Raw genomic sequence first — 19,822 nt, forward strand, 5'->3', positions numbered from 1 at the left:
ATATCTACGCGACTCACGTGCTCCCGGTGTTTGACCGGGCGTTTGTTTCGGATGCAAGATGAGCAGGAAGGACAGAGCCTACCCCTGCCACAGGTCGGTTCCCGGATAGAATTGAGACCAGGCGAACCAGAAAGCCTGGTGACTGCCGAGATCCCTTCCATCGCCTGCAACGGCCTTCACCCCGCCGCCGTCCAGTGTGAGGTGAACATTTTCAAAGGTGACCTTTTGTCCGCGTTTCAGCGCCGCAATAGCCTTGGAGCGTTGAAACGCGATGGGTTTGCCAGAGGCCGTAACGATGCCGATCACATCTTCATGCACAGGCAAACGGGGATCAACGTCGCCCACCGGGAAAATCGGACCGTTGGCGTCACGCCCGTTGCGAAAGTCAAAATCCCGTCCAAGCGCAAGCGCCTCAATCAGAACCGTGGTTTCGGGATAGGCTTTTTTCCAGTCGCCCCATGTGGTTGTGACCACCCCGGCCTGTTTTAACTTGACCCCCTTGCGCGCCAGCGGTCCGGTGACGGCTGTGCCCAGAAACGTGTCAAAGACAGAAAAGCTGTTCACATCATACATGACCTTGTTCGACCGGATCAGCAGCCCCGAAGTGCGCAATACCGGGCGTTTGACACTGCCGGGCAAATCATCGGTGAAATAGGCCTGCGCCGCACCACATAACGTACAATAAGGAATGCCCAGATCGCGCCCACCAAGAGTGTCGTTCACCATCTCGCGCACTTCCATGATCCGGCGCGGATAGGCGCGGGCTTCGCCGTTCACCTCTATCCCAAACACCACATCACTGTCTTTGAGCCAGCCAGCCTCAGTTGCAGTCTCCACCTGCGGGTTGTCGGCGGCCGGAATGCAGTTGCAGGCCTCATCAGTGGTATCATAGGCGCGATCATCAATCAGCACACCGCCCCAGGAGACATGACGCCAGTCGATGTCTCCTTTGACAAAGATCTTCTCCCAGCCTGGCACAACCGAGGTAAAAATCGCTCGTTTGACCTTTAGATAGCCGGGAGGCTCCGGGATATCCCAGGCGATCAGATGATCGGTGATGTCCCCCCATCCGTTATGCTGCGGCGTCTCTATTCCCAGAAGCCTTGCAGATGTGTCCGTCAGGATGTCAGTCAGCTGCCCGTTGGACACAAAACGCATCAGATCCGCGATGATCCAGGCAATCCGGGGATCGCCGCTTTCAGCAATGGTGATCATCGCATTGATCTGCTCTGGACCCCACGTCGTGTTCACGACACTGTCTACAAGGGCTGTGTCGACAGCCCTCTTCAGCTCCCGGCTCAGCGGGCCCTTTGGAATAGTCGGAGGGGTTCCATATTCGGCGATGACATAGTCCGGCAAAGCGGTCTGAGCCGTCGACGGTTGGGCGGCAAAACCCGTAACTGAGAGAGCAATCAATGCCGCCAAAACTGCAGTACGGGGGCGGTTGCGAACTGTTGTGATCATAAAGACCAACCTTTCATGCGCCTGAAAATAGAAACCTCATACGCATCCCTGTCGCGCATGTGCCTGGGCCTGTCTCTGATCCTGTCGCGCATTGACCACAGCAAACTGCAAGGCACGTCTAAAATCTCCGCAAATGGATCACGCGGCCAATCACATCTCCTTCAGTCACGTTTGAATGAAAACCGGGCGGAATGGTGGAATATTTCCTTATTCTTTTTGTAGGGATTGACAGCGGCCAGATTCCCGACAATAAAACTCGGGTGTTTCCAAAGGGACGCCCCATGATCATATGCAGCTGTCAGAAAATCTCTTGCTCGGACATCCATGCCGCGATTGACTGGATGCGCGCAGCAGACACCAGTACGATCATTACACCGGGCAAGATTTACCGGGCCCTCGGAAAAACGCCTGAATGCGGTGGTTGTATGAAATTATTCGTGTCAACCATGCGCAAAAGTGACAAACTGGAAGTGCCCGCAATTTTGCGCGGCATGAAGGAAGCTGTGTCACAAGGGAACGGCCACCATGAAGGGCGACAAGAAAGTCATCGAATATCTCAACAAGGCGCTCAGGGTTGAACTGACCGCCGTCAGCCAGTTCTGGCTCCACTACCGTCTGCAGGCGGATTGGGGATATGGCAAACTGGCAAAGAAAATGCGCGAGGAATCCATCGAAGAGATGGAGCACGCCGACAAGCTGATCGACCGGATCATCTTTTTGGAAGGCCACCCCAACCTGCAAACTCTGGATCCGCTGCGCATCGGTGAAAACGTGCGCGAGACCCTGACCTGCGATCTGGATGCAGAGATGGAAGCGGTGAAACTTTATACCGAAGCCCGCAAATATTGCTCTGACGTGGGCGATTATGCCTCCATGCATCTGTTCGAAGAGCTGATCCTGGACGAACAGGGCCACATTGATTTTCTGGAAACCCAGATCGAACTGCATGACAGCATCGGCGCCGAAAACTATGGCGCGCTGAATGCAGAATCTGCGGATCAGGCTGAATAACGCTCTTCACGCTCACCCAGCTTGACGCCAGGCACAGCATAGAGAAAAGCCGCCCCATGTGGGCGGCTTGGTCATTTTAGCACGGATCAAGAGGCGCGCGCGGCTTAATGCGCGTCCGCTTTGCCGCCACCCAAAAGCGGCATCAATACTTTGGTCACCACAGGGATCAGCGCCAAACCGATCAGGAAGCCGAGAACGCCATCCACAACCGCCTTCACAGCCCATTCCATAAACGCATCCCCATGACCAACCGCATGGGCCAGATTGTGAATGGTCTCTTCGGGGAAATGCCAGCCCATCTGATGTGCCGAATGCACAATAATGGATCCTCCGACCCAAAGCATGGCCGCCGTACCCACAACGGTCAGCAGTTTCAGGAACCAGGGCATGATAAACACAATACCGCGCCCCAGAGAGCGTATCGCGCCATTGTCACTGATACGGGCCAGCCACATGCCAAAATCGTCCATTTTGACAATGATCGCCACCACCCCATAGACCGCAAAGGTAATGACAACGCCCACAACGGCGAGAGTAACCGCCTGCAACCACAGAACGTCACTTTCGATGGTGGCCAGGGCAATTGTCATGATCTCAGCCGACAGGATGAAATCCGTCTTGATCGCACCTTTGACCTTCTGTTCCTCCAGATGCGCCGCGTCCCCCACATCGTGGCTTCCGTCCGGTCCGCCGGAGTGATCATCATGAGGCATCAGCACATGGACGATCTTTTCGGCTCCTTCAAACGACAGGTAACAGCCACCCAGGATCAGCAAGGGTGCCACCAGCCAGGGCGCATAAAGCGACATGACCAGAGCCACGGGCAACAGGAATACCAGCTTGTTGATCAGGGAGCCCCGCGCAATGCGCCAGATCATCGGCAATTCCCGTGCCGGCGCAAAGCCTGTGACGTATTTGGGCGTGACAGCCGCATCGTCGATCACGATCCCCGCGGCTTTTGAGCCGGCCTTGGCTGTCTGTGTCGCAATATCATCTACGGAGGCCGCAGCCACCTTGGCAATGGCCGCGACATCATCCAACAGGGCCAATAAACCGCTCATACCGTTCTTCCTTCTTGTCTTGGGATAAGGTGAGTCTGCTCCGCACCCTAGCGAAAAACCAAGCCCAAACAAGCGTTAGCGCCACCGAATAATTCCCCCTGCCGGATGTTATCGCAACCGCAGCATTTCGTTAACGCCACCGGTAATGTTTTGCGCTAACAGGCTGGCTTTTATACACTTTTTTCCTTTAGGAAATTAAGAGAGGCAGCTATACGCTGCGCCAACAGACGCTCGCCTGGAGAGATGCATTATGACCATTAAAGTTGGTATTAACGGATTTGGCCGCATCGGCCGCTGCACCCTGGCCCATATCGCGGGTTCGGGTCGCGACGACATCGAAGTCATCAAAGTCAACGCAACCGGCCCGCTGGAGACCGCTGCGCATCTGATTAAATACGACAGCATTCATGGCCGTTTCCCTGGTGAAGTCACCCTGGGCGAAAACACCATGAACCTTGGCCGTGGTGACATGCAGATGTATTCGACCTACGACATGGATGAGCTGGACTGGGAGGGCTGCGATGTGGTTCTTGAATGTACCGGTCAATTCAATGACGGCTTGAAGGCAAACAAACACCTGGAGCGCGGCGCAAAACGTGTGCTGCTGTCGGCGCCGGGTAAAAACGTCGACCGTACCGTTGTCTTTGGAGTGAATGATCAGGAAATGACATCCAAGGATGTTATGATCTCCAACGGTTCCTGCACCACCAATTGCCTTGCACCGCTCGCCAAGGTTCTGGACCAGACCGTGGGTATCGAATCCGGTATCATGACCACCATCCACTCTTACACCGGCGACCAACCGACGTTGGATCGTCGTCACAAGGACCTGTATCGGGCGCGCGCCGCTGCCATGGCGATGATCCCGACCTCCACCGGTGCTGCCAAAGCGCTGGGTGAAGTTCTGCCGGCGATGAAGGGTAAACTGGACGGCTCGGCCATTCGCGTACCGACCCCGAATGTCTCTGCCGTTGACCTGACCTTCCAGGCCAGCCAGGACGTGACAGCCGATCAGATCAACTCGATCATGGAAGACGCGGCCAAAGGTCAGATGAAAGGCGTTCTGGGGTATGAACCTGCGCCGCTGGTTTCAGTCGACTTCAACCACAGCCCCGAAAGCTCGATCTTTGCACCGGATCAGACGCGTGTTGTTGGTGGGCGCACCGTTCGGGTTCTGGCTTGGTATGACAACGAATGGGGCTTCTCCTGCCGGATGGCGGATGTGGCCGTGGCCATGGGGAACCTGGGCTAATCCGCCCTGCCCTTTGACAACGCTTGAGATTTCGCGCCCGGTCAGGCATATCTGGCCGGGCGTTTTCTTTGTATCGGCCCCTTACACATGACCCATAAGATTGCCGTTTGGCTGGGAAGCCTTATCCTGATCGCGATGACCGTCGATGTGTTCCTGTTCGGGCAGGAGCATATGATTTATCTGGGCAAGAAACTTTTCGAACTGACAGATTGGATCGCTTTCTGGCGATAAGCGAAATTGAGCCGTTTCCACGCGAAAGGCAATGTCGCATGGGTATCCGCCAGGCCAATCCGATATCCGCGCACCCGATTACTCGGACAGATTTCGCCTCAGCTCAGCAACTGGCTTTCATGGGATTTCAGTTCAAGCCGCGCGCTTGGCCCTAAACTGCCCGTCTCGGCCATCAGGTCCAGCACTTCTGCCCGGGTTTCGGCATCAAATGAAGCCAAAGTCTGCGGTCCGGGGTGATAGCTTTCACTCTCAAAACCGTCGCAGTTCACAATTTCATGCTGGTCAAACAGCAGATGTACATAGGTGATCAGCTCGCCATGGGCATCAACTCTTATGGTTTGATCATTCACCAGATGTTTCGCTTTGACCAGAACCTCGCATTGGCCAAACAAAAGCTCCGCCCGTTCGGACGTCAGAAGCACCCGGTGATTGGGAGACACGGCAATCGGACCATGGGTGCCAATCGCATTGGCGGCAAAAACAACCGGTGCGCTGCCTCCTGCGGCCCTGCGGCGGCACCTGCCAATCCAACGCAAAGGTTGCAGGCCATGATCGCGGGTCAGGACCAGCATGCCAACTTCCAGATCCTCAACAGCAATATCCCCCTTCGAGGTGCGGATCGCTGTGCCTGCCACAAAACAGGGAGGCACTTTGATCTGCGTTTTAACTGTGACAGAGCCAACGTCCGTTTGCCCCTGACCGTCAGCAACCGTGTAGCTAAAGGTGTTGATCTCGTCCTCAGGGCTGTTGTTGGTGATCGACACCGTGCCGTTTTCGTTCAGTGTCACAATTTCGCCGCTTGGCAAATCGACCGAACCGCCCACCGAGATGTCTTGGCCGTTGATCTGGGTGATTGTCAGATCGGTTCCCTCACCATGCTGGTCATTGTCCAGAATGTTCAACTGCTCGGATCCGTCACCAGAGATGGTCACAACATCATCAACCGCATCCAGCACGTCTTTGAACGGGCCTGTCATCGTGTCGATATCCGAATTCCATTCCAGCCTTCCCTGAAAGCCGCCTCCAGGAAGTTCCGAGAAATCAATGGTCAAAGTCGTATAAAGATCGCCAACTGGTGCGCTTCCGGCCAGGTTTACAATGTCAGAATAACGGGCCGTGATATCACCTGCGATATCCGCGTTGTCCGGATTTAGCTGAAACGGGAAACCGTTCAAAGAGCCCGGAGTTGACGGCTCGCTTGGGTCGTTTCCATAAGCCGTTGTCGTGTCAAAGACCGAGTTCGCGTTGGACAGATCAAAACTGAGAGAGGTAACCGGTTTTGTGGTTGTCAGCTCGTGCCAGTCGAAACCGTATTGCATCGAGATGTGATCGCCGTTGGCACCGCCATTGGTATAGGGATCAAAGGCTTCCCAGGTCAGGGTTTCGGTTGTGCCATCGGTATAGGTGACCTTGATCTCGGCCCCTTCGAGGTCGACCCCGCGTGAGGATGTATTTGCGCGAAGGCCAAAATCGGTTTCCCGCGGCGTTCCGTCTACTCGAACAATATCAATATTGGCCATAGGGCCCGACCTCTTTACTATCAAACTGCGCAATCATAACGTCCGCAGTGTCCGCTGCTTTGGCCTTATCGGTAAAAGACAGCGCCCGGATCCGTTACAACGGCAACCCGGACACTTATTATTAAGTCCCTAGTGAATAAAATGGCAAAATAAGAGCTGATTTAAGGCATTTCATATGGTTTCTGCGGAAAGGCCCAGGTGGCTGAGCTGAAACCATAAGCGCGAAATGCCAAGCGCAAAGGTCCTGCGTGCAGAACATTCAATCCAAGCGTCACTGGCTTTGGCTGTTCGAACACCAAAGCGAGGGACAGGAACGGCCACCATGGGCCGCCCCACGGCGGAGGAGTCGGCAGATCGTCAGTCCAGCAAACGTTCCGCCAGTTTTTCCCGAACCAGAGGTGTGACAAATTTTGAGACATCCCCATCAAGGCGCGCGATTTCCTTGACCAGTTTGGAGGCAATGGCCTGATGTCTCGCTTCGGCCATCAGGAACACCGTCTCGATCGAACTGTCGAGCGCACGGTTCATGCCAACCATCTGAAATTCATACTCAAAATCCGCAACGGCGCGAAGTCCGCGCACGATAAGCTGCGCGCCAACGTCACGGGCACAGTCGATCAGCAGGTTTTCAAACGGATGTGCCACGATTTCCGTGCCCGTCTGCTCGCTCAACACGGCACATTCGGCCTCGATCATGGCGACGCGCTCTTCCAGGGAGAACAGTGGCCCTTTGTCCCGGTTGATCGCCACGCCGATCACCAGCTTGTCCACCAACGCGCTTGCGCGGCGGATAATGTCAATATGGCCCAGTGTAATCGGGTCAAAGGTTCCGGGATACAATGCTACCCGCATGATGCCCTCCTCCTGGCACTATTTTGCGGGCACGCAATCATATTTCGCGACGAATTTGCAAGGGAAAACATAGAGAAACGTGTTAATACTGAAAGAATTTCAGTGAAAGTGGCGCAATCAAACATGTCTTTGATGCGCCACTTTTAATTTCATAAAGCCCCCACAAATCCGAGATCACATGCCGCGGATCATGCCTTCCAACGCGTCTTTTTCCATTTCCAGCTCGCTCAATTGGGCTTTGACCACATCACCCAGAGTGACAATGCCCAACAGTTTGCCGTCTTCCAAAACCGGCATATGGCGGAAACGCCCCTCGGTCATTTTGCGCAGAACATCCTGGACGTTATCCTGTTTGGCACAGGTCACCAGCTTCTGCGTCATATACTCCCGGACCGGCTCGTTCAGGCAACCAGAACCGCTCACAGCCAGTTCGCGCACAATGTCGCGTTCGGACAAAATCCCCTCGGCCGTATCTCCGGTGGAAGACACCACCACAGTACCGATCCGGTTTTTGGCCAGAATTTCCGCAGCCTCCGCCACGGTGGCCTCGGGTTTTACGGTAAACACGCCTGTGTTGGCCTTGGTCTTCAAGATCAGTTGAACCAGCATTTCTCCTCCTACTCGTAATTTTATTTCATAACCAAAAGTGTTTCTGCAATTCTATACTAAGTCAAGGCTTCCAAAGTTTCGATTTCTTCCTTGATGCCATTTGATAGTTCCTGCGCAAAGCGGTTAAGCCGTTCACTGCGCTGATCGCCCTGATGGCGCACCAGATAGAAGCTGCGCGTCAGGCTTATTTCATCCGTCAGGATCTTGCGCAGCATCCGGTGCGACGGAAGCGTAAAGTCATGGGCAACACAAAGGGCCGTCCCTTCAGCTGCCATTTTGATCTGTACCGACACAGAGTTCGAGGCCATATGGACACGCTCCACACCAACATCGCTGAGGTAATCCAGCTCCCGGTCAAAAATCATATCCGGAATATAGCCAATAAACTTGTGGTTCTTGATGTCTTCCAGCTTCTCGATCGGGCCATGTTCGCGCAAGTAGTGACGTGACGCCACAAGGTGTAATTTATAGTCGCAAATCTTCTGTACGACCAATTGACCGGCAGTTGGGGCGCTGACCGTTACTGCCATATCCGCTTCGCGACGCGACAGGTTGATGACCCTCGGCAGGGCGACCAGCTGGATATCCAGATCGGGGTTCTTCTCGGAGATCTTGGCAACCACCTGCGGTAAGACATAATTGGCGCTGCCGTCCGGTGCGCCTATGCGGATCTGCCCGGCCAGAGTGTCGCTTGGCCCGCTCAGTGCTTCGCGCCCGGCCCGCATGGCTTGTTCAGCGGATTCCGCATGGGCCAACAGGCGGTCCCCGGCAGCGCTTAATGCGTAGCCTTGCGGTGATTTTACAAATAACGATGTGCCAAGCGCCGATTCAAAACGCGACACCCGCCGTCCCACGGTTGCGGGGTCCATCTTGAGCACCCGGCCTGCGCCCGACAGGCTGGCTTCCCGCGCAACCGCGAGAAACACTTTCATATCATCCCATTGTGGTTCCATTGCGCATTTTCCCTTCTGGAAACACCTAAATTCTGTGGAAAACCCCTGTTTTCGCCTTAGGCTGACCCTATCGGCAGCATGGTTAATCAGGAGTTAACCTCTTGCGTTTTTGCAAACTGCATTTGAAATCTTTCCTCTGTTACAACGTTTTTTGCAATCCTATGATGCGTCCAAGATTTAAATGTGGAGGACTCCCATGACTGAACTGACCCATTACATCAACGGTGAAAAGGTTCCCGGCACCTCGGGCCGCTTTGCCGAAGCGCGCAACCCTGCCACCGGTGAGATCATCACCAAAGTGCCTCTGGCAACCCCTGCCGAACTGGACGCAGCAGTTGAAAAAGCCGCTGTTGCTCAGAAGGAATGGGCCAAGGTGAACCCCCAGCGTCGTGCACGCGTGTTCATGAAATACGGTGCTCTGATCAACGAGCATATGGATGAACTGGCAGAGATCCTGTCCAAGGAACACGGCAAAACCCTGCCGGACGCAAAAGGCGACATCCAGCGCGGGCTGGAAGTTGTGGAAGTCTGCATGGGCCTTCCGTCCCACCTGAAAGGTGATTTCACCGTGGACGCGGGCACCGGTATCGACCTCTACTCCATGCGCCAGCCTTTGGGTGTTGTCGCGGGTATCACCCCGTTCAACTTCCCTGCGATGATCCCGCTGTGGAAAATGGCGCCGGCGGTTGCTTCGGGCAACTCCATCATCCTGAAACCCTCCGAGCGCACCCCGAACACCTCCATGCGTCTGGTGGAGCTGTTCTATGAAGCGGGCCTGCCCAAAGGTGTGGTTCAGGTTGTTCACGGTGACAAGGAATGCGTTGACGCGATCCTCGACAATGACATCATCCAGGCGGTGGGCTTTGTGGGCTCTACCCCGATTGCACAGTACATCTATGGTCGCGCAGCAACCAACGGCAAGCGCGCGCAGTGCTTCGGTGGCGCAAAGAACCACATGATCATCATGCCCGACGCGGATCTGGACAAAGCCGCGGACGCGCTGATCGGCGCAGGCTTTGGCGCGGCTGGCGAACGCTGCATGGCGATTTCGGTTGCGGTTCCGGTCGGTAAAGAGACCGCAGACAAGCTGGTCGACAAGCTGGTTCCAAAAATCGAAAGCCTGAAGGTTGCACCTTACACCGGTGGCGACGATGTGGACTTTGGCCCGGTGATCACCGCGCAAGCCAAAGATCGGATCGAAGGTCTGATCACCTCTGGTGTTGAACAAGGCGCCAAGATCCTGACCGACGGTCGCGGCCTGTCGATCCAAGGGTATGAGGACGGCTATTTTGTTGGCCCGACCCTGTTCGACGACGTGACCCCGGACATGGACATCTACAAAGAAGAGATCTTTGGCCCGGTTCTGTCCATGGTGCGCAAGGACAACTATGAAGACGCGCTTCAGCTGATCCAGGACAACCAATATGGCAACGGCACCGCGATCTATACCGCGGACGGCGATGTGGCCCGTGACTTTGTGGCCCGCGTTGAAGTTGGCATGGTTGGCGTGAACTTCCCGATCCCGGTTCCGCTGTCCTACTATTCCTTTGGCGGCTGGAAGAAATCCGGCTTTGGCGATCTGGACCAATACGGCCCCGATGCGTTCAAATTCTACACCAAGTCCAAGAAAGTCTCCTCTCGCTGGTTCTCCGGCATCAAGGACGGCGCGGCGCTGAACTTCAAAGCGATGGACTAAACCTGTCACCTGAAAAGAAAAAGCCCCGGTTTTGCCGGGGCTTTTTTGGTTTTGTCTCGGTCCCGTCAGGCAACCAGTTGAACCGGCGAAGAGGCCTCGGCCGGTTTGATCTCCGCTCCGGAAGCCGCCTTGAGGAGCGGTGCCAGCATTTGGTGAAAGTTGCGGTCTTTCCAGAACAAGTTATGGGACAAGGGCGTCATCCCCGTCAGCCAGGGCCGTGTATTGATCCAGCGTTCCTGCAATTCACCCCGCTGCGCCATATCCGCATAATGCGGTGAGGACGGTGCCAGCGGCATTCCTAGGAAATCGTCGCGGTCGTTGAAATTATACCACCAAGGTTTGCCCACATTGCGCATCTGAACCCGTTTGCCGGGGAATTTGATCGGGCGGATATGGTCTTCGGGTTCGTTGAAGGTGAAAACCGGGATGTTGCAGCCAAATGTCACAAAATGCGTCATGGTTTCAAAGCGTTGAAAGCTGCTCTTGGGATCTACCACCGGTTTGTTGGCGAACTGGTCATAGATATAATTGGACATGATATGCCCGCCCAGTGAATGCGCGAACACAAGCAATGGCGTTTCACCACCTCCAAGACGTTCCAGATCCTCAAGGGTCTCCGCAACGCGCCCATGTATCGCCTGATAGGTTCGGCTGCCCATATCTCCGCTGCCGCGACGATAGGCGGCTGCATCCGCCAGCCGGTTCATGGCAAATCCCCGCAGCCACGGCAGCCTTGCGCCCTCTTTCTCCACCAGATGGTCCAGGAACGCATCCTGGCGACCCTGCAATATGTCGGACCAGAAAATCTCTCTCCAGATCACATCCTCAAAGAACGCATCTCCCATCACCTGACGCAGGCCGAAAAACATCTGATGAGAGAACACATGTTCATGTTTTTTAGGGCGTATTGCCCCCTGGCTGCCCATTCCGTGGATGACGGCAATTGCAATTTTCTGGCCCATTATCACTCCCCTGCGTAATCGCTAATAACAACATATGAATTTCTCTTATAAGGTAGGTATCGGCAAAGCTCCGCGCAAGAATACACAAAAGTGAATGCTGCCCCTCTTGGCTTTTTCTCGCTGATGGACTTTATCTTCGCACAGAAGATCACCCGCAGTGCATCCAGCAGATCAGGCAGAGTGAACGAGATGAGCAAAAACACCTATTCCCGCCGTGCAACGCTTTTGGGCCTGGGCGCCACTTTGGCCTCACCACAAATCCTGCGCGCGCAATCCACCGACGCCTTCCCGCAGGATGAACCTGCGATCCGCACCCAAATTCCGGTCAACCGCAATATCTCGGCCTTTGCGCAACAGCATTGGCAGGACCATTTCGACAAACTGGGCGTGGGCTGTCTTTTGGCTGACATCAACTCCCGCGCGCTGCACTATTGGGGCGAAGATGGCGAAACCTATCGCTTGTTCCCCTCGTCTGTGCCGCTGACCGAAGAGCTGACAAAACGGGGCTATACAAAGGTTGTACGCAAACGGGAAAACCCGAGCTGGACCCCGACCGCGTCCATGCGCGAACGCGACCCCTCGCTCCCTGTGCGCATCGAAGGCGGTGTTGCTGGCAATCCGCTGGGGACGCGCGCGATGTATCTGACCTGGCCGGCCTATCTGATCCACGGCACGCATGATACACGGAAAATTGGCCGCCAAAGCTCATCGGGATGTATCGGGCTTTATAACCAACATGTCGAAGAACTGTTCGCCATGGTCAAAATCGGAACACAGGTACGCCTGCTCTGATTGGGTTTCCCACCTAAACGCAAAAGCCCCCGAACCTGGTCTGGGTTTAGGGGCTTTTCTGTTTCGTTACCTGACCTTTACGGCATCAAATGATCCGGCTTCAGCCCGCTTTCACAGCGCAGCAAGGCCCGTTCCAGCTGTTTCTCCCAATTGCGGGTGAACTTCTCGGTATTAAAAAGCGCGGATGTTTCGCGTTTTTCGGCGATCTTTGCCTTTACCGCCGCGAGCTTCTCCGGGTTGAGCGCAAGCTCCAATGCCAGTGCTTCATATTCCTCCGGGGATTTTGTAACCAGCTCCGGCATTTCATTGGCCTGAAGAACGCTGCTGGCCACGCGGGCCGCAAACTGCTGCCCCTCCATGGTCACAAGCGGCAGCCCTGCCCACATCGCGTCAGAGGCTGTGGTATGGGCGCACACGGCAAAGGTGTCCAGGAACAGATCAGCTTGTTTCAGCCGCGCCAGATGAGCCTTTTGTGGCACAGAGCCCGCGAAAATCAGGCGATCCGGTGACAATCCATGGTTTTCAAAGGTCTTCTTCAAGTTCTCGCGGGCGATATCCTGTTTACACCACATCCAAAGGACGCTGTTGTCGACCTGTTTCAATAGGCGCATCCAGATTTTGAATTCAACGGGCGTTACCTTGTAGTGGGAGTTGAACGAGCAGAAGACAAAGGCATCCTCCGGCAGGCCCAATTCCTGGCGGGATGGAATGTGGTCAGCGGTTACCCGTTGATCATCCGTTACCTGATAACAATCGGGCATATAGATAATCTTTTCCGCATAGTGTTTGCGCAGCGCGGGCGGGATCATCACCTCATCCGCAACGATATAGTCAAGATTCTTGGATCCGATTGTGCTTGGATAGCCAATATAGGACACGTTAACTGGTGCCGGGTTCTTGAAAACGATGGGCGTGCGGTGGCCGGCCGTGTAGCCTTTGAGGTCGATTGCAATGTCGATGCCGTCGGCCTGTGACAGTGCGACAATCTCCTCGTCCGACATGCTTTTCACTTTGCGATATTCATCTGCTGTAGCTTTGACACGTTCGGTCAGATCGTCGTTTTTGTCACCATAATCATAGATGAAAATTTCAAACCGCTCCCGGTCATGCAGTTCAAACATGCGGATCATCAGCCACATCGTTGCATGTTTGTAAAAGTCGCAGGAATAGTAACCTAGGCGAATTTTATCACCCTCTCCTCTGACGCGGGGAGCTGGGCGGTTCTGAGGATACTTTCCAACCAGCCCATCAAAATAGCCCTCGGATCTGGCGCGCTGCGTCGCCGGATCATCCACAAGCGGCAGGAACAGACCAGGGTCCATGGAGAGGCTTTTCTTTTTGAACAGCTTTCTGAAGCCTTCCAGCTGGTCCCAGTTCTCCCACTCAGCCAACTCAAGGCAGTTGTGAAACAGCCTGACGGCTGCGATGGTATTGTTGCTGTCACATTCCAGCGCTTTTTCGAAAAATTTCCGGGCTGCCGGGTAATCTTTCCACTTGTTCATCACCGCGCCCAAATTCGAATAGGCCATTGTGTCATTTGGGTTCTTTTCAAGCATCCTCAGCAAGGGAACCAGCGCCAGATCGTAGCGGTTGCGGTGCAAATAGAGGTTTGCGTAATTGTATTTAATCTCTGCGTGGTCAGCATCGATCTTCTCGGCTTCTTTCAGCAAAAGCTCGGCCCGATCGAGATCCTTGGACATGATTTTGCGGTTCGCTTCATCCAGCAGGGATTTCAGCCGCGCGGCGCGTTTCTTTTTGTCCGCTTTGGAGAGAGGGGCAGCCGTTGCAGAAGGCGGTTTGGCTAATGCGGCCATGTTGATCATTTTGGTCTGGCCCGCCGTTGCATTCTGGTTCTGCAGATTTCCCACGACACTATCTCCTTCGGGGTGTTGGACCAATTCAGGCCCGCCTAACTTTGGATTTGTTCAAAGTTTTCGGGCAATCTTCTTAAAATTTCCTCACTGGCAGGGGGAATTCTGAGCGCCGTCCAATGTCCCTGCCCGCATTTTTGCAAAATGCTTGTGCAAAACCACCACTTGTCAGTTCAACTGCAAATGGCTATTAAATAAACGTTCGTTCAATTCAGCCATGCCGACGGGAGGAGAGGCCATGGATTTTGCATTGTCCGAGGAACAAACCGCCATATTTGACCTCGCGTTTGATTTCGGCCAAACCCAGATTGCGCCTCATGCGCGTGACTGGGAAGCCAAAGGTACAATTCCCAAAGCCCTGTGGCCCGAGTTGGGCGCGCTTGGCTTTGGCGGGCTTTATGTCAGCGAAGACAGCGGCGGCGCAGGGCTTTCGCGTCTGGATGCAACCCTCGTGTTCGAGGCCCTGTCGATGGCATGCCCCACTGTTGCGGCCTTTCTGTCGATCCACAATATGTGCGCCAAGATGATCGACACCTACGGCAGTGACGCGCTCAAATCCGAGGTACTGCCAGCCGCACTACGGATGGATACGGTACTGTCCTATTGCCTGACAGAACCCGGTTCGGGATCCGATGCGGCTGCGCTCAAAACACGCGCCACCAGGACGGATAACGGCTATATGCTGAACGGGACCAAGGCGTTTATCTCTGGCGGCTCTTACTCTGATGCCTATGTCACAATGGTGCGAACAGGTGATGACAGCCCGCGCGGCATTTCCTGTGTCCTGGTCAAGGACAAGACGCCGGGCCTGTCCTTTGGAGCGCTGGAGGAAAAGATGGGCTGGAAAAGCCAGCCCACAGCCCAGGTGCAGTTTGATGATTGCGAAATACCACACAGTGCCCTGGTGGGCGAAGAAGGCAAAGGCTTCAAATACGCCATGGCTGGTCTCGATGGTGGACGGCTCAATATCTCGGCCTGTTCCATCGGTGGCGCCCAGCAGGCATTGACCCAGACCCTGCAATATATGTCCGAACGCAAGGCCTTTGGTCAGAGCATCGACCAGTTTCAGGCCCTGCAGTTCCGACTGGCGGAGATGGAAATCGACCTTCAGGCCGCGCGCACTTTTCTACGGCAAGCGGCCTGGAAGCTCGACACCGGCGCGCCGGATGCGAGCAAATTTTGCGCTATGGCAAAGAAATTTGTGACCGAGGCCGGATCATCTGTCGTAGATCAATGCCTGCAACTGCATGGCGGCTATGGCTACCTTGCCGATTATGGGATCGAAAAACTTGCCCGCGACCTTCGCGTGCATCAGATCCTTGAAGGCACCAACGAGATCATGCGCGTCATCACTGCCCGCCATCTTTTGGCGGAAAACCGTTAAGGGAGTACCTCTATGTCCGACGTTTCGATCCGCATCACCGGTCATGCGGGGCGTATTACCCTGACCCGTCCCAAGGCGCTGAACGCGCTGTCTCATGACATGTGCCGCGAGATTGACGCCGCTCTGATCCAATGGTCGGATGACCCGGCCGTAAAGCTGGTGATCATTGACGCTGAAGGGGACAAGGCCTTCTGCGCGGGCGGCGACGTTGCGGGGATCTATCACGCTGCCAAAGGTGGGGATTTTCAGGCCGCGCGCGATTTCTGGCGGGATGAATACCGCATGAACGCCCGCATCTTTGCCTATCACAAGCCGGTGATCAGTTTTATGCAGGGCTTCACCATGGGCGGCGGTGTCGGCATCGGCTGCCATGGCACCCATCGGATTGTCGGAGAAAGCACGCAAGTCACCATGCCGGAATCCGTGATTGGCCTGATCCCGGATGTGGGTGGCACATTGTTGCTGTCGCTGGCACCCGGACGGCTTGGCGAATTCATCGCCATGACTGGGTATCGGATGAAGGCGGCAGACGCGATCTATTCCGGTTTTGCAGATCATTTTATCCCCGAGGCCAAATGGCAGACAATTATTGCCGCGCTGGAGGAAAGCGGCGATGCGCGCACTTTGGACAGCTTTGCCGGGGACCCCGGCCTCGCCCCGCTCTCCCAGCAACAAGAAGAAATCGACGCTTTGTTTGACGGCGAAACACTGAGCGACATCCTGACACAGCTCAACAATTCCGACAGTGATTTTGCAGCCGATGTGAAGAAACGGATTGAACCGCATTCCGGCCTATCAATGGCTGCTGCAATCGAGATCCTGCACCGCCTGCGGGGCACGCAGCTGTCGATGGAGAAAGCACTGGAGATGGAGTACCGCTTTACCTACCGCGCGCAGGAAATGACTGACTTTCAGGAAGGCGTCCGCGCCCAGCTGATCGACAAAGACCGCAAACCAAACTGGAAATACCCGGACAAACAGGTGCCCGCGGTAGAGGTGGCGAAACTCTTGATGCCACTTGGGGAGGCGCAGCTCACCTTCTGAGCCGCGTGATATGGGAGGACTACCTATGAATATCGCCTTTATCGGTCTTGGCAACATGGGCGCGCCGATGGCCGCAAACCTTGTTGCAGCCGGTCACAATGTCACGGGCTATGATGCGGCAGGTGTGACAGTTGACGGCGTGGCTGAGGCCAATTCCGCTCCTGCGGCTGTGGTTGGCGCCAAGGTTGTCATCACCATGCTGCCCAATGGCGCCATCCTGAAAGACGTCGCGGGCGAGGTGATCCCGGCGATGTCCGCAGGCGCGCTGCTGCTGGATTGTTCCACCGTGGACGTCGAAAGTGCGCGCGCTGTGGCCAACATGGCCGGGGACTCCGGACTGTTGGCCGTGGATGCGCCGGTTTCAGGTGGCATTGGCGGAGCGGCCGCCGGCACGCTGACCTTTATGGCGGGTGGTTCGGGTGATGGTTTTGCAGTTGCCAAACCGCTTTTTGAGATCATGGGACAAAAAGCCGTCCATTGCGGTGATGCCGGTGCTGGACAGGCTGCCAAGATCTGCAACAACATGATTCTGGGCGTCACCATGGCCGCCACCTGCGAGGCCTTTGCCCTGGCGGACAAGCTGGGGCTGGACCGGCAAAAAATGTTTGATGTGGTATCCACCTCGTCCGGGTCCAGCTGGTCGATGAACGCCTATTGCCCGGCGCCGGGTGTGGGACCGAAGTCTCCTGCTGACAATGGCTATGAACCCGGTTTTGCCGCAGAGCTGATGCTGAAGGATCTGCGTCTCTCCCAACAGGCCGCCGAAGGGGTTGATGCAGACACACCAATGGGCCAGCTGGCAGAGGCGCTTTATACACAGTTCGTGGAAAACGAAGACGGCAAGGGGCGCGACTTTTCGGCCCTCCTGCCCCGCTTTGAAAAGCGCGGCCGCGCCTGATAGGAGTTGAGCCATGACATGGCTCGATTCTTCTCCTCTGATGAGCGACATGGACGATGTGGCACGTGTCCGCCTCGCCCAGTTGGTCCCCCATAACTTTCCTGATGATCAGGTTCTGTTTCGCCCCGGCGACGCGGTCCAGGGCTATGTGATTGTTCTGAAGGGCCGTGTGGACGTGGGGCTATCGGGGGTCAACGGGCGAGAGATGCTGCTGTATTCCGTAACACCGGGCCAGTCCTGCATCCAGTCCACCTTGGGGCTCTTGGGGGGCGATGCGTATTCCGCCGAGGCCCGCACCCGTGGTGATACCCGTCTGGTTCTGCTGCCCAAATCAGTCTTTCTGGAGCTTCTGGACCGGTCCGACAGCTTCCGTGCTCTTGTGATGCGGGCGTTTTCAGACCGGATGCAGATGTTGATGCAACTGCTTGAAAAAGTCACCTTTCAACGCGCCGAACACCGTCTTGCCGATCGCCTTCTGGAACTGGATCAGGGAGCTGAGATCACGATAACCCAAGGTGATCTGGCCCGTGAAATCGGGACTGCGCGTGAAGTTGTCTCGCGCCGGTTGGAAGCCTGGGCCAAACGGGGCTGGGTCGAAACCGGTCGCGGTCGCCTGCGGGTTCTGGACCGCGCAGCGCTTGAAGCCTTCGCACAGGCTGCAAGCTGAAGCCTGCGACACATTGGACCACCGCCCCTTTGTGACCCTGTCACAGACCCCTGACCAAACTGCGGGGTAGTCTCGCCTCAGACATCACAGAGGAGATGACCATGATCAAGAACCTTGCAAGCTGGGACCGTATCGCCCGCCTCGTTCTGGGCGCAGCCCTGATAATCGCCTATTTCGCCGGTGTGGGTGGCACCTGGATGATTGTCGGCCTCATTGCAGGCATCGTCTTTGTTGCCACTGCCCTGATGAACCACTGCCCGCTCTATCGGATCTTTGGTCTGGCCACATGCCCGCTTGAACGGCACTAAGGACAATGGAAAACCTGAAAACGCGCCTGACCCCAGGCGCGTTGCTCACGTTTCAAACAGCGTCAGCCTTGACCACGCGCAAGAATGCGCAGACGGCTGTCCAATTCGCCCCGGTCAACGTAACAGCCGTGAAGGTGGCGAAAGCCGGTAGTGGGATCAAAGGCCTCACGCCCATGCAAAACCCGGCGGTTGTCGAACACAACCATTTCTCCGGCGCTCAGCCGCAGGGATATGCCATAGGCAGGATCCCGTAGCATCGCCATGAACCGTTGATACGCACGATAAAATGGCACCATCACTTCAGGATCCAGATCCACAATATCCGCCAGATGTGCGTTAAAACAAATCTCATCGACACGGGATTGATCATCCAGAACGATTACAGTCTTGCGAGATCGAATATCAGTTGTCTCATCATGGAACCGAAACGGAATGGTGGTTGTAGTCAGGATGTCAAAGGCCTCGGGATCCTGGGCGCGCAAATCCTCGGCAACGGCAACGCCGTCACAAAAGGTAGAGCCTCCGCCCTCTGCCGCATTGGCCAGGCAATGTAAGAATTGGAACCCCGGTGGCAATTCCTGGTTGGTCAAATCCGTATGCAATGGCAACGCCACCGAGGTATAGGCCAGATTGTTCGGATCAGGCTTGGACATGACTTCAAACGTCAGGCCAAAGTTGGTTTCCCGCAGATGGCCGACGCGGCGCGCCACATCCATCCCGGCCTCTGTTGAATCGGCCAGCTCAGTTACAATCGCCAAACCAAATTTCTTGGTGTCGCGCAGCCAGGCAGCCAGACCTTCATCCGTGTTCAAGACTGCATCAGCCGCATGCCGCGGCACGCCTTCGCCGCCAAGTTCCGCGCGCCAGGCATGGGCGTCGACTTCTGCCGGATCAGGACGCCGCTGTCCGGGGCGATGTGTCTTCAACCATTCAAGGTCAATTCGGCTGGCAGAGGTGTTTCCGGGCCATGTGATCAACAGCGCATCCGTCGTCAGCTCTACATGCTCCGGTGCAATGTCCAGCGCAACGCTGGTCAGTTCGAAAACACGTTCACCGGTTTGCGGGTGAAAGCCAGAAGGATCCGTGTCCCGCAGCCAGATAAAAGGAAGGGTTGCAGTGATGCCGTCGTTCCAACGCAGCTCAAGGGCATCTGCCCCGGTGCTCAGAGTAGGTGTCATAAGGGTATTCCTGTCAGATTGAGTGATAAATACAGTGATTTATCACCCCAAAGGCGGCGGCCACCATTC

General features: G+C 55.6%; 20 protein-coding genes. 11 read left to right on the top strand and 9 right to left on the bottom strand.

Annotation, left to right across the window (positions count from 1 at the left end):
* Window positions 1-78: 78 nt before the first annotated feature.
* Window positions 79-1,464, bottom strand: coding sequence for a DUF3179 domain-containing (seleno)protein (locus ACXAEW_RS15930; protein ID WP_474942256.1), 1,386 nt, complete (start codon window positions 1,462-1,464; stop codon window positions 79-81).
* A 191-nt stretch (window positions 1,465-1,655) separates the two neighbouring features.
* Between ACXAEW_RS15930 and ACXAEW_RS15935 the strand changes: the two genes are divergently transcribed.
* Window positions 1,656-2,042: a (2Fe-2S)-binding protein gene (locus ACXAEW_RS15935; protein ID WP_474942257.1), complete on the top strand. Its 387-nt coding sequence runs from the start codon at window positions 1,656-1,658 to the stop codon at window positions 2,040-2,042.
* Window positions 1,990-2,475: a bacterioferritin gene (gene bfr, locus ACXAEW_RS15940; RefSeq protein ID WP_474942258.1), complete on the top strand. Its 486-nt coding sequence runs from the start codon at window positions 1,990-1,992 to the stop codon at window positions 2,473-2,475. The genes ACXAEW_RS15935 and bfr overlap by 53 nt, the downstream gene beginning before the upstream one ends.
* Window positions 2,476-2,579: 104 nt before the next feature.
* Here the strand turns inward: bfr and ACXAEW_RS15945 are convergent, their stop codons facing one another.
* A complete protein-coding gene (locus ACXAEW_RS15945) occupies window positions 2,580-3,536 on the bottom strand; it encodes a DUF808 domain-containing protein (RefSeq protein ID WP_474942259.1) in 957 nt (318 codons plus the stop codon).
* A gap of 250 nt (window positions 3,537-3,786) precedes the next feature.
* Between ACXAEW_RS15945 and gap the strand changes: the two genes are divergently transcribed.
* Window positions 3,787-4,788: a type I glyceraldehyde-3-phosphate dehydrogenase gene (gene gap / locus ACXAEW_RS15950; RefSeq protein WP_474942260.1), complete on the top strand. Its 1,002-nt coding sequence runs from the start codon at window positions 3,787-3,789 to the stop codon at window positions 4,786-4,788.
* Window positions 4,789-4,875: 87 nt separating this feature from the next.
* Window positions 4,876-5,019, top strand: a complete 144-nt coding sequence (locus ACXAEW_RS15955; protein WP_474942261.1) for a hypothetical protein — start codon at window positions 4,876-4,878, stop codon at window positions 5,017-5,019.
* A gap of 98 nt (window positions 5,020-5,117) precedes the next feature.
* On the opposite strand, the gene ACXAEW_RS15960 is transcribed toward ACXAEW_RS15955, so the two are convergent.
* The 4 genes from ACXAEW_RS15960 to ACXAEW_RS15975 form a co-directional block, all read right to left on the bottom strand.
* Complete coding sequence (locus ACXAEW_RS15960; protein WP_474942262.1) at window positions 5,118-6,539, bottom strand: Hint domain-containing protein; 1,422 nt, start codon at window positions 6,537-6,539, stop codon at window positions 5,118-5,120.
* A gap of 357 nt (window positions 6,540-6,896) precedes the next feature.
* The gene (gene coaD / locus ACXAEW_RS15965) at window positions 6,897-7,391 is read right to left on the bottom strand and encodes a pantetheine-phosphate adenylyltransferase (RefSeq protein WP_474942263.1); all 495 of its coding nucleotides are present in this window, start codon (window positions 7,389-7,391) and stop codon (window positions 6,897-6,899) included.
* A 174-nt stretch (window positions 7,392-7,565) separates the two neighbouring features.
* The gene (locus ACXAEW_RS15970) at window positions 7,566-8,000 is read right to left on the bottom strand and encodes a CBS domain-containing protein (RefSeq protein WP_474942264.1); all 435 of its coding nucleotides are present in this window, start codon (window positions 7,998-8,000) and stop codon (window positions 7,566-7,568) included.
* A 56-nt stretch (window positions 8,001-8,056) separates the two neighbouring features.
* On the bottom strand, window positions 8,057-8,953 hold the full coding sequence (locus ACXAEW_RS15975) for a LysR family transcriptional regulator (protein ID WP_474942265.1): 897 nt from the start codon (window positions 8,951-8,953) through the stop codon (window positions 8,057-8,059).
* 196 nt (window positions 8,954-9,149) lie between these two features.
* Here ACXAEW_RS15975 and ACXAEW_RS15980 point away from each other — a divergent pair, with 196 nt between their 5' ends.
* Window positions 9,150-10,649: a CoA-acylating methylmalonate-semialdehyde dehydrogenase gene (locus tag ACXAEW_RS15980; protein WP_474942266.1), complete on the top strand. Its 1,500-nt coding sequence runs from the start codon at window positions 9,150-9,152 to the stop codon at window positions 10,647-10,649.
* 65 nt (window positions 10,650-10,714) lie between these two features.
* Here ACXAEW_RS15980 and ACXAEW_RS15985 read toward each other — a convergent pair whose 3' ends face one another.
* On the bottom strand, window positions 10,715-11,611 hold the full coding sequence (locus ACXAEW_RS15985; protein WP_474942267.1) for a hypothetical protein: 897 nt from the start codon (window positions 11,609-11,611) through the stop codon (window positions 10,715-10,717).
* 189 nt (window positions 11,612-11,800) lie between these two features.
* Here ACXAEW_RS15985 and ACXAEW_RS15990 point away from each other — a divergent pair, with 189 nt between their 5' ends.
* Window positions 11,801-12,403 (top strand): L,D-transpeptidase, encoded by a 603-nt coding sequence (locus ACXAEW_RS15990; RefSeq protein ID WP_474942268.1) that lies wholly within the window; start codon window positions 11,801-11,803, stop codon window positions 12,401-12,403.
* A 77-nt stretch (window positions 12,404-12,480) separates the two neighbouring features.
* Here the strand turns inward: ACXAEW_RS15990 and ACXAEW_RS15995 are convergent, their stop codons facing one another.
* Window positions 12,481-14,271, bottom strand: coding sequence for an O-linked N-acetylglucosamine transferase, SPINDLY family protein (locus ACXAEW_RS15995; RefSeq protein ID WP_474942269.1), 1,791 nt, complete (start codon window positions 14,269-14,271; stop codon window positions 12,481-12,483).
* Between the two features lie 241 nt (window positions 14,272-14,512).
* Between ACXAEW_RS15995 and ACXAEW_RS16000 the strand changes: the two genes are divergently transcribed.
* The 5 genes from ACXAEW_RS16000 (at window position 14,513) to ACXAEW_RS16020 (ending at window position 18,575) form a co-directional block, all read left to right on the top strand.
* Window positions 14,513-15,658, top strand: coding sequence for an acyl-CoA dehydrogenase family protein (locus tag ACXAEW_RS16000; RefSeq protein WP_474942270.1), 1,146 nt, complete (start codon window positions 14,513-14,515; stop codon window positions 15,656-15,658).
* Window positions 15,659-15,670: 12 nt separating this feature from the next.
* A complete protein-coding gene (locus tag ACXAEW_RS16005) occupies window positions 15,671-16,702 on the top strand; it encodes an enoyl-CoA hydratase/isomerase family protein (protein ID WP_474942271.1) in 1,032 nt (343 codons plus the stop codon).
* Window positions 16,703-16,727: 25 nt separating this feature from the next.
* On the top strand, window positions 16,728-17,600 hold the full coding sequence (gene mmsB / locus ACXAEW_RS16010) for a 3-hydroxyisobutyrate dehydrogenase (protein ID WP_474942272.1): 873 nt from the start codon (window positions 16,728-16,730) through the stop codon (window positions 17,598-17,600).
* A gap of 13 nt (window positions 17,601-17,613) precedes the next feature.
* The gene (locus tag ACXAEW_RS16015; protein WP_474942273.1) at window positions 17,614-18,267 is read left to right on the top strand and encodes a Crp/Fnr family transcriptional regulator; all 654 of its coding nucleotides are present in this window, start codon (window positions 17,614-17,616) and stop codon (window positions 18,265-18,267) included.
* A 101-nt stretch (window positions 18,268-18,368) separates the two neighbouring features.
* Window positions 18,369-18,575, top strand: a complete 207-nt coding sequence (locus ACXAEW_RS16020) for a YgaP family membrane protein (RefSeq protein ID WP_474942274.1) — start codon at window positions 18,369-18,371, stop codon at window positions 18,573-18,575.
* Window positions 18,576-18,637: 62 nt separating this feature from the next.
* Here ACXAEW_RS16020 and ACXAEW_RS16025 read toward each other — a convergent pair whose 3' ends face one another.
* Window positions 18,638-19,753, bottom strand: a complete 1,116-nt coding sequence (locus tag ACXAEW_RS16025; RefSeq protein WP_474942275.1) for a TauD/TfdA family dioxygenase — start codon at window positions 19,751-19,753, stop codon at window positions 18,638-18,640.
* Between the last annotated feature and the right edge of the window lie 69 nt (window positions 19,754-19,822).

It is taken from the genome of Epibacterium sp. ABZ3_068 (assembly GCF_056159265.1).